We start from the raw sequence: 13,412 nt of genomic DNA on the forward strand, positions 1-13,412 counted from the left end.
GGGATGAGGGCCGGGGAAATATCTGCTATTCTGCCCCCGCCATCAAGAGCCTAATGAGACAGGGCAGCATGCTGAACATTGTACTATTCGAACCAGAGATCCCGCCGAACACCGGCAATATTATCCGCCTGTGCGCCAACACCGGCTTTAGCCTGCATATCATCGAGCCAATGGGCTTCGCCTGGGACGATAAGCGCCTGCGCCGGGCCGGGCTGGATTACCACGAGTTTACCGCCGTTCAGCGACATCGCGACTATGCGGCTTTTGTCGCAAGCGCCAGCCCACAGCGCCTGTTTGCGCTGACCACCAAAGGCACGCCCGCCCACAGCGCGGTGAGCTATCAGGACGGTGATTTTTTGCTGTTTGGCCCGGAAACCCGCGGTCTGCCGGCCAGCATTCTTGACGCCCTGCCGCCGCAGCAGAAAATCCGTATTCCGATGATGCCGGACAGCCGCAGCATGAACCTGTCAAACGCGGTGTCGGTGGTGGTGTATGAGGCCTGGCGCCAGCTGGGGTATCCGGGCGCGGTGCTGCGTAGCTAAGCCTGGCCATTCCCGGACTGCGGCGCGCTGCGCTTTATCCGGGTTAAGTAGCCAGTCCGCAATGCTCGACGCTAGATCCCGTCGCCGTACTCAAACGTATGGTGGATGCCGTTAAAGTGCTGATCCATATCCATCGCCGGCTTATCGCTCTCCGGCTTGCCGACGATGCGTGCCGGAACGCCGGCGGCGGTGGTATGCGGCGGAACGGGCTGCAGCACCACGGAACCGGCGCCGATTTTGGCCCCGCGTCCCACTTCGATATTGCCGAGGATCTTGGCTCCGGCGCCAATCATCACGCCTTCGCGGATTTTCGGATGGCGATCGCCGCTGGTTTTACCGGTACCGCCGAGGGTGACGGATTGCAGAATGGAGACGTCGTTCTCGATCACCGCCGTTTCGCCAACCACAATGCCGGTGGCGTGGTCGAGCATGATCCCACGGCCAATATTCGCCGCCGGGTGGATATCGACCTGGAAGGAGACGGAAACCTGGTTTTGCAGGAAAATGGCCAGCGCACGCCGGCCCTGATTCCACAGCCAGTGCCCGATGCGGTAGGCCTGCAGCGCGTGAAATCCTTTGAGGTACAGCAGCGGCGTGGAGTATTTATCGACCGCCGGGTCGCGGGTACGCACGGCCTGAATATCACAGGCGGCGGCGGCGATCATTTCCGGGTCGGCGGCATAGGCCTCTTCCACCACTTCACGAATCGCGATGGCGGGCATAATCGGCGAGGCCAGCTTGTTAGCCAGCATATAGCTCAGGGCGCTGCCGAGGTTTTCGTGCTTAAGCAGCGTGGCGTGGTAGAAACTGGCAAGCATCGGCTCACAGTCAGCTAAAGCCCGGGCTTCGGCTTTAATATTATTCCAGACGATATCCAGTTCTTCACACGGCATTGCTGACTCCAGGCGATAGCAAAATGACCGGCCAGTTCTATGCTGACCGGGTCATCGAGGTGACAAAGGTTCCTTTAAGGCTAATTGCTGCGCTCGTCCTTGCGTGCGCGACCTAATAGGGTCAATGCTGCCTCGCGCGCAATTTTTCCGCAATACAATACCTGATAAATTTCCTCGGTTATTGGCATTTCGACACCTAAACGCTGTGCCAGAACGCGAACTTCCTTGGTATTGCGGTAGCCTTCAACCACCTGACCAATCTTATCCTGCGCGCTTTGTACATCCATGCCCTCACCGAGCATCATGCCGAAGCGGCGGTTACGCGACTGGTTGTCGGTACAGGTCAGGACCAAATCGCCCAGACCCGCCATCCCCATAAAGGTTTCCGGATCGGCGCCCAGCGCCGCGCCCAGGCGAGACATCTCGACCAGGCCACGGGTAATCAGCGCGGTACGCGCATTGGCGCCAAAGCCGATACCGTCGGACATCCCGGCGCCAATGGCGATAACGTTTTTCACCGCGCCGCCAAGCTGGACGCCAATAAAGTCCGGATTGATATAGACGCGGAAGCTTTTACCGCAGTGCAGCAGATGCTGGAGATCGTCGGCAAACTGCGGATCCGTCGCGGCCAGGGAGATGGCCGTCGGCAGCCCTGCGGCCAGCTCTTTTGCAAAGGTCGGGCCGGAGATCACCGCCAGCGGAATATCTTCCCCCAGCGCTTCCCGCGCGACGTCCTGCAGCAGGCGGCCGGTTTCAGCTTCGAGACCTTTGGTCGCCCACACCAGGCGCGCGTCGGAACGCATCAGCGGCTTAATCTGGCGCAGAACCTGACCAAAGACGTGGCTCGGAACGACAACCAGAATATCGCGGCTGGCGGCCAGGGCGGTCGACAGGTCGCTCTCCAGATGCAGCGTATTGGGGAAGGGAACGTCGGGAAGAAAAGCGGCGTTGCAGCGATCGTTTTGCAGCGTCGCGATGTGCTTAGGGTCATGGCCCCAGAGCACAACGCGATGGCCATTTCTTGCCAGGGTGATAGCAAGAGCGGTGCCGTAAGAGCCGGCACCGATCACAGTCATTGCAGCATTAAGTTCGTTCATCAGGCATCCTGATGCTGTTCGGCACCTTCGCCAGCCTGCTGCTGCAGATAGTTCATAAACAGCGCATCGAAGTTCACTGGCGCAAGGTTCAGTTGCGGGAAGGTACCGCGAGAAACCAGGCTGGTGATGCACTCACGCGCATACGGGAACAGGATGTTCGGGCAGTATGCACCGAGGCAATGCGCCATCTGGTTACCGTCAATGCCTTCGATGGAGAAGATGCCGCCCTGCTGTACTTCGCACAGGAATGCGGTTTCTTCGCCCAGCGCGGCGGTTACGGTCACACGCAGCACCACTTCATAGACGCCTTCAGCCAGCTGGCTGGAAGCGGTATCCAGATCAAGTTTAACCTCTGGCTGCCAGTCTTTCTGGAAAACTTGCGGAGCATTCGGCGCTTCGAAGGAGATATCCTTGGTATAAATACGCTGGATCTGGAAAGTCATTTCGGTGCTGTTTTGTTCTGACATAGTAAAACCCTTTCGTGTTGTCCTTAAATACGCCTACCCGGCCTGGGTGGACGCAAAATTAGCGCAGCAGGGGATCAAGTCCACCACGTGAATCAAGCGCATACAAGTCGTCACAGCCGCCAATGTGCTGTTCATCAATAAAAATCTGCGGAACCGTGGTCCGACCGCTGCGTTGGATCATCTCTTCGCGCTTCGTCGCGTTGCCATCGATCGGCAGCTCGTTGAACGTCACGCCTTTGCTGTTCAGCAGCGCTTTAGCACGCACGCAGAACGGGCAGGTCGCTTTGGTATAGATATCAATATTGGCCATGACTTCACTCCTGTTTTTACCCTGAGGATTTTAGGCCGCAGGCAAGGCGCTCCCCTAGCGGATAGCCGCAAGGAGGGAACCCTGCTACGTCATAAAGGCGTGGGGTAAATTATTTGCCGCGTACCAGCGGAAGGTTTTCACCACTCCAGCCGGCAATGCCTTCTTTCAGTACAAAAACCTTCTCGAATCCGGCTTTATTCAGCGCGCTCGCAGGCTCTTGCGCCTGCATACCGGAACCGTCTACCACTATAATGGGTTGTGCTTTGTGCTTTTCCAACTCACCCACGTTATTTGCCTTGATATCGCTCGGCAGCAGGTTGAGAGAACCAGCAATGTGGCCTTTACGGAAATCGTCACGCTGACGCAGGTCGACAACCACCGCATCTTCTTTGTTGATCAGACGCGTCGCTTCACCACGGGTAATGACTTTAATTTTCGACGTCAGCCCTTTAAAGGTGGTGAACAGCACCGCACCCAGCAGCGCGATCCACGCGATGCTCAGGACGGGGTGACGGCCGACGAATTGCATAATTTCTTGCATGGGGGGTTACAACTCCCGACTAAGTGATAAAAAAACCAGGCAAGGAGTATACCTGTGCATTGCGGCAAATACAGCCAGTGAGCGTGATGTAATGCATTTTCTGCGGCACGCCGCGAAAAAAATTCCCCCTTGCCGCTCCCCTGCGGCCTGACCGCTCCCTTTCTTTGATCTTTAACGGTGATTTGATCGATTCAGCTGTAGTAAAATTACGCAAATTTTCTGTCTTTGAGCATGAGGTTGTCGCAATGTCGGTTTCTAAAAAACCTATGGTACTGGTCATTCTGGATGGCTATGGCTACCGTGAAGAGCAGCAGGATAACGCTATTTATAGCGCAAAAACCCCCGTTATGGACGCGCTGTGGGCGAAACGTCCTCATCTGCTGATTGATGCTTCAGGCCTCGAAGTAGGCCTGCCGGATCGCCAGATGGGCAACTCCGAAGTGGGCCACGTTAACCTTGGCGCCGGTCGTATCGTTTACCAGGACCTGACCCGTCTTGATGTTGAAATCAAAGAGCGGACGTTCTTTGCTAACCCGGTACTGACCGCGGCGGTAGACAAAGCGGTTGCCGCAGGTAAAGCGGTACACATCATGGGCCTGATGTCTCCCGGCGGCGTTCACAGCCACGAAGACCACATCATGGCGATGGTTGAGCTGGCAGCGGAGCGCGGCGCGGAAAAAATCTACCTGCACGCGTTCCTCGACGGCCGCGATACTCCGCCGCGCAGCGCGGAAAAAACGCTGGCGAAGTTCGAAGACAAATTTGCCGCCCTCGGTAAAGGCCGCGTGGCCTCGATTATCGGTCGCTACTACGCCATGGACCGCGACAACCGCTGGGATCGCGTCGAGCAGGCGTATAACCTGATGACCCTGGCGCAGGGCGAGTTCCAGGCCGATACTGCCGTTGCGGGTCTGCAGGCCGCCTACGCCCGTGATGAAAACGACGAATTCGTCAAAGCCACCGTGATTCGCGCCGCGGGCCAGGCCGATGCGGCAATGGAAGACGGCGACGCGCTGATTTTCATGAACTTCCGTGCCGACCGCGCCCGTGAAATCACCCGCGCCTTCGTGAACGCCGATTTCGACGGCTTTGCGCGTAAAAAAGCGGTTAACCTTGATTTCGTCATGCTGACCGAATACGCCGCGGATATCAAAGTCGCCTGCGCCTACCCGCCGGCTTCGCTCGCGAACACCTTCGGCGAGTGGATGGCGAAAAACGATAAAACGCAGCTGCGTATCTCCGAAACGGAAAAATACGCGCACGTCACCTTCTTCTTTAACGGCGGCGTCGAAGAGCCGTTTAAAGGCGAAGAGCGTATTTTGATCAACTCTCCGAAAGTCGCGACCTACGATCTGCAGCCGGAAATGAGCTCTGCCGAGCTGACTGAAAAACTGGTTGCGGCCATCAAAGGCGGCGAGTACGACACCATTATCTGCAACTATCCAAACGGCGATATGGTCGGCCACACCGGGGTCATGGAAGCGGCGATTAAAGCCGTTGAAACGCTGGATAACTGTGTCGATCGGGTGGTTAACGCAGTCGAAGCCGTCGGCGGCCAGCTGCTGATCACCGCCGATCACGGCAACGCTGAGCAGATGCGCGATCCCTCCACCGGACAGGCCCACACGGCCCACACCAACCTGCCGGTACCGCTGATCTACGTCGGTGATAAAACCGTGAAAGCGGCCGCAGATGGCAAACTTTCCGATATCGCGCCGACCATGCTGTCGCTGATGGGAATGGAAATCCCGCAAGAGATGACTGGCAAGCCGCTGTTCATCGTGGAATAATCCTTCCCCATGAGGGGAAAGGCGACTTATTCAAATACATGGATCGCAACCACGGTGCGATCCGTTCTTTACGCCAGCGCGTTCAGCGCTGGCGTATTGCTGTGCGCCGTACCTGCCCACGCGGACGATCGCGATCAGCTAAAATCCATTCAGGCCGATATTGCCGCTAAACAGCGTGCGATACAGCAGCAGCAGCAGCAGCGCTCTTCCCTGCTCGCTCAGCTAAAGACCCAGGAAGAAGCGATCTCCGCCGCCGCCCGCAAGCTGCGTGAAACCCAGGCCACCCTGACCCAGCTGAACAAGCAGATTGACGAGATGAACACCTCTATCGCCAAACTGGAGCGCCAGCGCGCCTCACAGGAGCGCAACCTCTCCGCCCAGCTGGACGCCGCGTTTCGTCAGGGGCCGCACACCGGCATGCAGATGATCCTCAGCGGCGAGGAAGGCCAGCGCAACCAGCGTATTCAGGCCTACTACGGCTATCTCAACCAGGCCCGCCAGGAGACCATCGCGCAGCTGAAGCAGACGCGTGAAGAGGTCACCGCGCAAAAGGCCGAGCTGGAAGAGAAACAGAGCCAGCAGCAAACGCTGGTCTACGAGCAGCGCGCGCAGCAGGCTAAGCTTGAGCAGGCGCGTAACGAGCGTAAAAAGACGCTTTCAGGCCTCGAATCCTCCATTCAGCAGGGGCAACAGCAGCTGGGCGAAATGCGGGCCAACGAATCGCGTCTGCGCGGTCGCGTTGCCCAGGCAGAAGCGGCGGCTAAGGCTCGCGCGGAGCGCGAAGCCCGCGAGGCGCAGGCGGTTCGCGATCGCCAGCAGGATGCATCCCGCAAAGGCACCACCTACAAACCATCGGAAAGCGAACGTTCGCTGATGTCCCGTACCGGCGGACTGGGTTCGCCGCGCGGCCAGGCCTACTGGCCGGTTCGCGGCACGCTGCTTCACCGCTATGGCGAACAGCTGCAAGGTGAACTACGTTGGAAGGGGATGGTTATCGCCGCGTCTGAAGGCACCGAGGTCAAAGCGATAGCCGATGGCCGGGTGATCCTCGCCGACTGGCTGCAGGGCTACGGCCTGGTGGTGGTCGTTGAGCACGGTAAAGGCGATATGAGCCTCTACGGCTATAATCAAAGCGCGCTGGTCAGCGTCGGGACTCAGGTCCGGGCGGGCCAGGCGATTGCCCTCGTCGGCAGCAGCGGCGGTCAAGGCCGTCCGTCGCTCTATTTCGAAATTCGTCGCCAGGGTCAGGCGGTCAATCCACAGCCGTGGTTGGGAAGATAAGTTTTGCTTCAATTTCGCAGAATTGCACTCGCGGTAGCCGGTACGCTGGCTTTCGCCGCGCCAGCTTTTGCTGGCAAACTCTCCATTGTTATTGACGACTTTGGCTATCGTCCACAGACGGAAAATCAGGTGCTGGCGCTGCCGGCCACCGTCTCCGTCGCCGTGTTACCCAATGCCCCGCACGCCCGTGAAATGGCGACCAAAGCGCACGGCCTCGGCCACGAGGTGCTCATTCACCTGCCGATGGCGCCGCTCAGCAAACAGCCGCTGGAAAAAGACACCCTGCGCCCGGATATGAGCAGCGCGGAGATCGAGCGCATCATCCGTGAAGCCTACGGCAAAGTGCCGTACGCCGTGGGGCTGAACAACCACATGGGCAGCGCGATGACCTCCAGCCTGTTCGGTATGCAGAAGGTGATGCAGGCGCTGGAACGCTACAATCTCTACTTCCTCGACAGCGTGACCATCGGCAATAGCCAGGCGATGCGCGCCGCGCAGGGTACCGGGGTGAAGGTGATTAAGCGCAAGGTGTTCCTCGACGATACGCAGAATGAAGCGGATATCCGCGTTCAGTTCAACCGGGCCATCGCCCTGGCGCGGCGTAACGGTTCGGCGATTGCTATCGGCCACCCGCATCCCACCACGGTGCGCGTGCTGCAGCAGATGGTCTATAGCCTGCCGTCGGACATTACCCTCGTGCGCCCGAGCAGCCTGCTCAACGAGCCGCAGGTAGATACCTCCACGCCAAATACCGCGCCGCCGTCGCAGACCGTGCCGCCAACGAAGCCGCGTAATCCTTTCCGCGGCGTGAAGTACTGCAAGCCGAAGCATCCGCCTGAACCGGTGTACGCCAGCCGGTTCTTTAGCATCCTCAGCGAAAGCATTAGCCAGAGCGCGCTGGTGCAGTATTACCAGCTGAAGTGGCAGGGCTGGGATACGCCGACGAACTAGAGGGATCGGGAACCCGGGCGCTTTTCCGCCGCGGGCTCCCGTTTATCCCCCCCGGCATACCAGGCTTTAAAATATTTCAGGAAGCTGTAGAAGGTGGCGTACAGTCCGGTCACCAGCCCCACCTTTCCGCTACGCCACGCCCCGCTGAACAGATACCACTTAAAAAACGCACCAATCGCGCTGATAGCGGCGCGGCTCAGCGACGGCCTGATCTTCTGGTACTTCACCAGCCGGGTGGTATAGCTATTGAGCTTATGAAAGACTTCATGCAGCGAGTAGAAGGTATCGTGACGCACGCGGCCGGACAGCCTGATTGAGCGGCTGTGGCCGACGACGCGATCGTCCACCGGGCGATCGTTAAAGGCCGCCACGGTGCGGTTGAACAAGCGGACCGGGTAATCAGGCGATGAAACGGGGTAAATGGTTCTGACCGCCTCCCCCAGCACATACCAGTAGCGCGGCAGGCGCCACGCGCAGGTCGGATCGATCTCCGGCCCGGCTTTGAGCCTCAGAATGGCGGCAACAACTTCGCTATCGAGGATTTCGTCACTGTCCATACACAGCACCCAGTCGTGGCTGGCCAGCGCCGTGGCGTAGTTCATCTGCGCGCCGTGGGCGGTATAGGCGTGATGATGAACCTGCAATCCGAACTGCCGGCAGATATCCAGCGTCGCATCCGTGCTGCCTGAATCAACGACAATACACTCGTCCGCCACGTTTAATAGCGGGGGCAAAACCTCCCGCAGCAGGCGGGCGGAATCACAGGTCAGCAGGCATACGGTGAGTTTAGGCATAGTGTTTATAAGGTTAAGCGGTAATTAAACAAAATGTATAAACGAACGGGCCGAAAATCGATTTAGAAATAGTGCTTTTACGATGAAGTACGCTTGAAATGTTATCCAAATCTAAATAAAAAAAGCGCCCGCAGGCGCTCAGAATATGCGTTAGCAAAACGAGTATCGGTCTGCTAACGCGGCGGACAACGGACCTTTAATCCCAGCTCAGAATCACTTTACCCGACTGGCCGGAGCGCATCGCGTCAAAGCCCTGCTGGAAATCATCAATGCCGAAGCGGTGGGTGATGATCGGCGACAGGTCTAAACCGGACTGGATCAGCGCCGCCATCTTGTACCAGGTTTCAAACATCTCGCGACCGTAAATCCCTTTGATGAACAGTCCCTTAAAGATGACTTTGGTCCAGTCGATGGACATATCGGATGGCGGAATACCGAGCATCGCAATACGGCCACCGTGGTTCATGGTGTCCAGCATGGTGCGAAACGCCGGCGGCGCGCCGGACATCTCCAGACCCACGTCAAACCCTTCGGTCATGCCCAGCTCGGCCATCACGTCGGCAAGGCTCTCCTGCGCAACGTTAACCGCGCGGGTCACGCCCATCTTGCGCGCCAGGCCCAGACGGTACTCGTTGACGTCGGTGATCACCACGTTGCGTGCGCCGACGTGCTTAGCGACCGCCGCCGCCATGATGCCAATCGGGCCGGCGCCGGAAACCAGCACATCTTCGCCGACGAGGTCGAAGGAGAGCGCGGTGTGGACGGCGTTGCCAAAGGGGTCAAAAATCGACGCCAGATCGTCAGAAATGTTGTCCGGAATTTTGAAGGCATTGAAGGCCGGGATCACCAGATATTCGGCAAAACAGCCGGGGCGGTTAACGCCAACCCCAATGGTGTTGCGGCACAGGTGAGTACGCCCGGCGCGACAGTTGCGACAGTGGCCGCAGGTAATATGACCTTCGCCGGAAACGCGATCGCCCAGCTTAAAGCCGCGAACTTCCTGACCGATACCCACCACTTCACCGACGTATTCGTGCCCTACCACCATCGGCACCGGGATGGTCTTCTGCGACCATTCGTCCCAGTTATAGATGTGTACGTCGGTACCGCAAATTGCGGTCTTACGGATTTTAATCAGCAGATCGTTGTGGCCGACTTCCGGTTCCGGTACGTCGGTCATCCAGATGCCTTCTTCCGCTTTCAGTTTGGATAACGCTTTCATCTCACACCCTCAGGCAATGACGCCCAGTTGTTTGCCGATGCGGGTAAAGGCTTCCACCGCACGTTCAATTTGTTCAGGGGTATGCGCCGCAGACATCTGGGTGCGAATACGCGCCTGGCCTTTTGGTACCACCGGATAGAAGAATCCGGTGACGTAAATACCTTCTTTCTGCAGCTCGCGGGCAAAATTCTGCGCCACGGTCGCTTCGCCGAGCATCACCGGGATAATGGCGTGATCGGCGCCCGCCAGGGTAAAGCCCGCGGCGGTCATTTTTTCGCGGAACAGGCGCGCGTTGGACCACAGGCGGTCGCGCAGCTCGCCGCCGGACTCCACCATCTCCAGCACTTTGATGGAGGCGGCAACGATCGCCGGGGCCAGCGAGTTGGAGAACAGATACGGGCGCGAGCGCTGGCGCAGCCACTCGACCACCTCTTTGCGCGCCGCGGTATAGCCGCCGGACGCGCCGCCCAGCGCCTTACCGAGGGTACCGGTAATGATATCCACCCGGCCCATCACCTCGCAGTACTCGTGGGAGCCGCGGCCGTTTTCACCGACAAAGCCGACGGCGTGGGAGTCGTCGACCATGACCAGCGCGTCGTATTTATCCGCGAGGTCGCAGACGCCTTTCAGGTTGGCAATCACGCCATCCATGGAGAAGACGCCGTCGGTGGCGATCAGCACATGCCGCGCGCCGGCCTCACGCGCCTCTTTCAGCCGCGCTTCCAGCTCCTGCATGTCGTTGTTGGCGTAGCGGAAGCGCTTCGCTTTACACAGGCGCACGCCGTCGATGATCGACGCGTGGTTCAGGGCATCGGAGATAATGGCGTCCTCCGCGCCCAGCAGGGTTTCGAACAGGCCGCCGTTGGCGTCAAAGCAGGAGGAGTAGAGAATCGCATCTTCCATACCGAGGAACCCGGCCAGCTTCTTCTCAAGCGCTTTATGGCTGTCCTGGGTCCCGCAAATAAAGCGCACGGAGGCCATGCCGAAGCCGTGACTGTCCATACCGGCTTTCGCCGCGGCAATCAGCTCCGGATGGTTGGCGAGGCCGAGATAGTTATTGGCGCAGAAGTTAATCACGCTGTTGCCGCCGACGGTGATATCCGCCTGCTGCGCCGATGTGATAATGCGTTCTTCTTTAAACAACCCCTCCGCGCGAGCGGTATCCAGGCTATTGGTTAACTGTTGATAAAAATCACCACGCATTGCAACTCTCCAGATTCGGCAAAATTTGGCACATATTACCCAAAGCTATACGCTGATACGAGATGATGCATGCCTGAATGAATTATTTGCAGCATAAATCACGCTCGCCCGGCACCTTTTTTGCGAAGGGCTGAAGCCTTTCTCATGTGGTGATATGATAGAAGCATTCATGTCCGGATTATCTCTGGACTCCATACTTCAAAGGTTACTGTTATGATCATCGTTACCGGCGGCGCAGGGTTTATCGGCAGCAATATCGTCAAGGCCCTGAATGACAAAGGCATTACCGACATTTTGGTCGTAGATAATCTGAAAGATGGCACCAAGTTTGTGAACCTGGTTGACCTGAACATCGCGGATTACATGGATAAAGAAGACTTCCTGATCCAGGTTATGGCGGGCGAAGAGTTCGGCGACGAAATTGAAGCGGTGTTCCATGAAGGCGCCTGCTCCTCCACCACGGAGTGGGACGGCAAGTACATGATGGACAACAACTATCAGTACTCCAAAGAGCTGCTTCACTACTGCCTGGAGCGCGAGATCCCGTTCCTGTACGCCTCTTCCGCCGCCACCTACGGCGGCCGTACCAGCAACTTTATCGAATCCCGCGAATACGAGCAGCCGCTCAACGTCTACGGCTACTCCAAGTTCCTGTTTGACGAATACGTACGCCAGATCCTGCCGGAAGTTGACTCGCAGATCGTCGGCTTCCGCTATTTCAACGTCTACGGGCCGCGCGAAGGCCATAAAGGCAGCATGGCAAGCGTGGCGTTCCACCTCAATACCCAGCTGAATAATGGCGAAAGTCCGAAACTGTTCGAAGGCAGCGATAGCTTCAAGCGCGACTTCGTCTACGTCGGCGACGTGGCGGCGGTCAACCTGTGGTTCTGGGAAAACGGCGCGTCCGGTATTTTCAACCTCGGCACCGGCCGGGCAGAATCCTTCCAGGCGGTAGCCGACGCCACCCTGGCGTACCACCAGAAGGGCAGCATCGAATACATCCCGTTCCCGGACAAGCTGAAGGGCCGCTACCAGGCATTTACCCAGGCAGACCTCACTAACCTGCGCGCGGCGGGTTATGACAAACCGTTCAGGACCGTCGCCGAAGGCGTAACGGAATATATGGCTTGGCTCAACCGCGACAGCGATACAAATTCACAAAATCATTCGGGCAGCTAAGTGAATCTCCGGGAGCTGACAACAGCAAGTGACCGGAGTGAACGCAGGTAGCCAACGCAGAGACCGTTTGAAGGATAAAGTGAATGAAAATACTGGTGATTGGCCCGTCATGGGTGGGCGACATGATGATGTCGCAAAGCCTCTATCGCACGCTCAAGGCGCGCTATCCCCAGGCAATCATCGACGTGATGGCGCCCGCGTGGTGCCGTCCGCTGCTGTCACGGATGCCGGAAGTCAACGAGGCGATTCCCATGCCGCTCGGCCACGGCGCGCTGGAGATCGGCGAACGGCGCAAGCTTGGGCACAGCCTGCGCGAGCGCCGCTACGATCGCGCCTACGTGCTGCCAAACTCGTTTAAATCGGCGCTGGTTCCCTTCTTCGCCAACATCCCGCACCGCACCGGCTGGCGCGGTGAGATGCGCTACGGCCTGCTGAACGACGCCAGAACGCTGGATAAAGACGCGTGGCCGCTGATGGTTGAGCGCTACGTAGCCTTAGCCTACGACAAAGGCGTGATGCGCGGCGCGAAAGATCTGCCGCAGCCGCTGCTCTGGCCGCAGCTGCTGGTGCATGAAGGGGAGAAATCGCAGGTCTGCAACGCCTTTAGTATTTCTGCCCATCGGCCCATTATCGGCTTCTGCCCCGGGGCCGAGTTCGGTCCAGCCAAGCGCTGGCCGCACTACCACTACGCCGAACTGGCCAAACGGCTGATCGATGAAGGCTATCAGGTGCTGCTTTTCGGTTCGGCCAAGGACCATGAAGCGGGCAACGATATTCTGGCCGCTCTCAGCACCCAGCAGCAGGCATGGTGCCGTAACCTGGCCGGTGAAACCCAGCTTGAACAGGCGGTGGTGCTGATTGCCGCCTGCACGGCGGTTGTCAGCAACGACTCCGGCCTGATGCACGTTGCCGCCGCGCTCAACCGCCCGCTGGTCGCGCTGTATGGCCCAAGCAGCCCCGACTTTACGCCGCCGCTGTCGCATAAGGCGCGGACGATCCGCCTGATAAGCGGCTACCATAAGGTGCGTAAAGGAGATGCGGCAGAAGGGTATCATCAGAGCCTGATCGATATTACGCCGCAGCGCGTCCTGGAGGAGCTGAATCAGCTGCTGCAGAACGAAACCGAAAAAGAGGAAGCGTAG

At 58.4% G+C, this 13,412-nt stretch carries 14 protein-coding genes; 6 read left to right on the forward strand and 8 right to left on the reverse strand.

Annotated features, from left to right (window positions below; genetic code table 11):
* The first annotated feature begins 68 nt into the window (after positions 1 to 68).
* A complete protein-coding gene (gene trmL / locus EDF75_RS16355) occupies positions 69 to 542 on the forward strand; it encodes a tRNA (uridine(34)/cytosine(34)/5-carboxymethylaminomethyluridine(34)-2'-O)-methyltransferase TrmL (RefSeq protein ID WP_133600172.1) in 474 nt (157 codons plus the stop codon).
* A gap of 71 nt (positions 543 to 613) precedes the next feature.
* Here the strand turns inward: trmL and cysE are convergent, their stop codons facing one another.
* The 5 genes from cysE to EDF75_RS16380 form a co-directional block, all read right to left on the reverse strand.
* The gene (cysE, locus tag EDF75_RS16360; RefSeq protein WP_041143199.1) at positions 614 to 1,435 is read right to left on the reverse strand and encodes a serine O-acetyltransferase; all 822 of its coding nucleotides are present in this window, start codon (positions 1,433 to 1,435) and stop codon (positions 614 to 616) included.
* An 80-nt stretch (positions 1,436 to 1,515) separates the two neighbouring features.
* Positions 1,516 to 2,532, reverse strand: coding sequence for an NAD(P)H-dependent glycerol-3-phosphate dehydrogenase (gpsA, locus tag EDF75_RS16365; protein ID WP_133600173.1), 1,017 nt, complete (start codon positions 2,530 to 2,532; stop codon positions 1,516 to 1,518).
* Positions 2,532 to 2,999: a protein-export chaperone SecB gene (gene secB / locus EDF75_RS16370; protein ID WP_041143201.1), complete on the reverse strand. Its 468-nt coding sequence runs from the start codon at positions 2,997 to 2,999 to the stop codon at positions 2,532 to 2,534. The genes gpsA and secB overlap by 1 nt, the downstream gene beginning before the upstream one ends.
* A 58-nt stretch (positions 3,000 to 3,057) precedes the next feature.
* A complete protein-coding gene (gene grxC, locus EDF75_RS16375) occupies positions 3,058 to 3,309 on the reverse strand; it encodes a glutaredoxin 3 (RefSeq protein WP_041143202.1) in 252 nt (83 codons plus the stop codon).
* Positions 3,310 to 3,418: 109 nt separating this feature from the next.
* Positions 3,419 to 3,850 carry a rhodanese-like domain-containing protein gene (locus EDF75_RS16380; RefSeq protein ID WP_095102677.1) on the reverse strand — a complete coding sequence of 144 codons (432 nt, stop codon included), beginning with the start codon at positions 3,848 to 3,850 and terminating at the stop codon, positions 3,419 to 3,421.
* Positions 3,851 to 4,095: 245 nt separating this feature from the next.
* Here EDF75_RS16380 and gpmM point away from each other — a divergent pair, with 245 nt between their 5' ends.
* The 3 genes from gpmM to EDF75_RS16395 are packed head-to-tail and all read left to right on the forward strand — an operon-like array spanning position 4,096 to position 7,872.
* The gene (gene gpmM / locus EDF75_RS16385; RefSeq protein ID WP_133600174.1) at positions 4,096 to 5,640 is read left to right on the forward strand and encodes a 2,3-bisphosphoglycerate-independent phosphoglycerate mutase; all 1,545 of its coding nucleotides are present in this window, start codon (positions 4,096 to 4,098) and stop codon (positions 5,638 to 5,640) included.
* Positions 5,641 to 5,649: 9 nt separating this feature from the next.
* Positions 5,650 to 6,921 (forward strand): murein hydrolase activator EnvC, encoded by a 1,272-nt coding sequence (envC, locus tag EDF75_RS16390; protein ID WP_133600175.1) that lies wholly within the window; start codon positions 5,650 to 5,652, stop codon positions 6,919 to 6,921.
* A 3-nt stretch (positions 6,922 to 6,924) separates the two neighbouring features.
* Entirely contained in the window at positions 6,925 to 7,872 is a 948-nt protein-coding gene (locus EDF75_RS16395; protein ID WP_123552537.1) for a divergent polysaccharide deacetylase family protein, read from the forward strand.
* On the opposite strand, the gene EDF75_RS16400 is transcribed toward EDF75_RS16395, so the two are convergent.
* The 3 genes from EDF75_RS16400 to kbl form a co-directional block, all read right to left on the reverse strand.
* The gene (locus EDF75_RS16400) at positions 7,869 to 8,666 is read right to left on the reverse strand and encodes a glycosyltransferase family 2 protein (protein WP_133600176.1); all 798 of its coding nucleotides are present in this window, start codon (positions 8,664 to 8,666) and stop codon (positions 7,869 to 7,871) included. The genes EDF75_RS16395 and EDF75_RS16400 overlap by 4 nt on opposite strands.
* 196 nt (positions 8,667 to 8,862) lie before the next feature.
* A complete protein-coding gene (tdh, locus tag EDF75_RS16405) occupies positions 8,863 to 9,888 on the reverse strand; it encodes an L-threonine 3-dehydrogenase (protein WP_041143208.1) in 1,026 nt (341 codons plus the stop codon).
* Positions 9,889 to 9,897: 9 nt separating this feature from the next.
* Entirely contained in the window at positions 9,898 to 11,091 is a 1,194-nt protein-coding gene (gene kbl, locus EDF75_RS16410) for a glycine C-acetyltransferase (protein WP_123709574.1), read from the reverse strand.
* 213 nt (positions 11,092 to 11,304) lie between these two features.
* Between kbl and rfaD the strand changes: the two genes are divergently transcribed.
* Both rfaD and rfaF read left to right on the forward strand, forming a co-directional pair.
* Positions 11,305 to 12,270: an ADP-glyceromanno-heptose 6-epimerase gene (rfaD, locus tag EDF75_RS16415; protein WP_133600177.1), complete on the forward strand. Its 966-nt coding sequence runs from the start codon at positions 11,305 to 11,307 to the stop codon at positions 12,268 to 12,270.
* A gap of 83 nt (positions 12,271 to 12,353) precedes the next feature.
* Complete coding sequence (rfaF, locus tag EDF75_RS16420) at positions 12,354 to 13,412, forward strand: ADP-heptose--LPS heptosyltransferase RfaF (RefSeq protein WP_133600178.1); 1,059 nt, start codon at positions 12,354 to 12,356, stop codon at positions 13,410 to 13,412.

The sequence above is a fragment of the Klebsiella sp. BIGb0149 genome (genome assembly GCF_004362605.1).
GTDB classification, from domain to species: domain Bacteria; phylum Pseudomonadota; class Gammaproteobacteria; order Enterobacterales; family Enterobacteriaceae; genus Klebsiella; species Klebsiella terrigena.

Coding starts and splice junctions, on each gene's coding strand:
- trmL (WP_133600172.1), top strand. CDS start 69: ATGCTGAACATTGTACTATTCGAACCAGAGATCCCGCCGAACACCGGC.
- cysE (WP_041143199.1), bottom strand. CDS start 1,435: ATGCCGTGTGAAGAACTGGATATCGTCTGGAATAATATTAAAGCCGAA.
- gpsA (WP_133600173.1), bottom strand. CDS start 2,532: ATGAACGAACTTAATGCTGCAATGACTGTGATCGGTGCCGGCTCTTAC.
- secB (WP_041143201.1), bottom strand. CDS start 2,999: ATGTCAGAACAAAACAGCACCGAAATGACTTTCCAGATCCAGCGTATT.
- grxC (WP_041143202.1), bottom strand. CDS start 3,309: ATGGCCAATATTGATATCTATACCAAAGCGACCTGCCCGTTCTGCGTG.
- EDF75_RS16380 (WP_095102677.1), bottom strand. CDS start 3,850: ATGCAAGAAATTATGCAATTCGTCGGCCGTCACCCCGTCCTGAGCATC.
- gpmM (WP_133600174.1), top strand. CDS start 4,096: ATGTCGGTTTCTAAAAAACCTATGGTACTGGTCATTCTGGATGGCTAT.
- envC (WP_133600175.1), top strand. CDS start 5,650: ATGAGGGGAAAGGCGACTTATTCAAATACATGGATCGCAACCACGGTG.
- EDF75_RS16400 (WP_133600176.1), bottom strand. CDS start 8,666: ATGCCTAAACTCACCGTATGCCTGCTGACCTGTGATTCCGCCCGCCTG.
- tdh (WP_041143208.1), bottom strand. CDS start 9,888: ATGAAAGCGTTATCCAAACTGAAAGCGGAAGAAGGCATCTGGATGACC.
- kbl (WP_123709574.1), bottom strand. CDS start 11,091: ATGCGTGGTGATTTTTATCAACAGTTAACCAATAGCCTGGATACCGCT.
- rfaD (WP_133600177.1), top strand. CDS start 11,305: ATGATCATCGTTACCGGCGGCGCAGGGTTTATCGGCAGCAATATCGTC.
- rfaF (WP_133600178.1), top strand. CDS start 12,354: ATGAAAATACTGGTGATTGGCCCGTCATGGGTGGGCGACATGATGATG.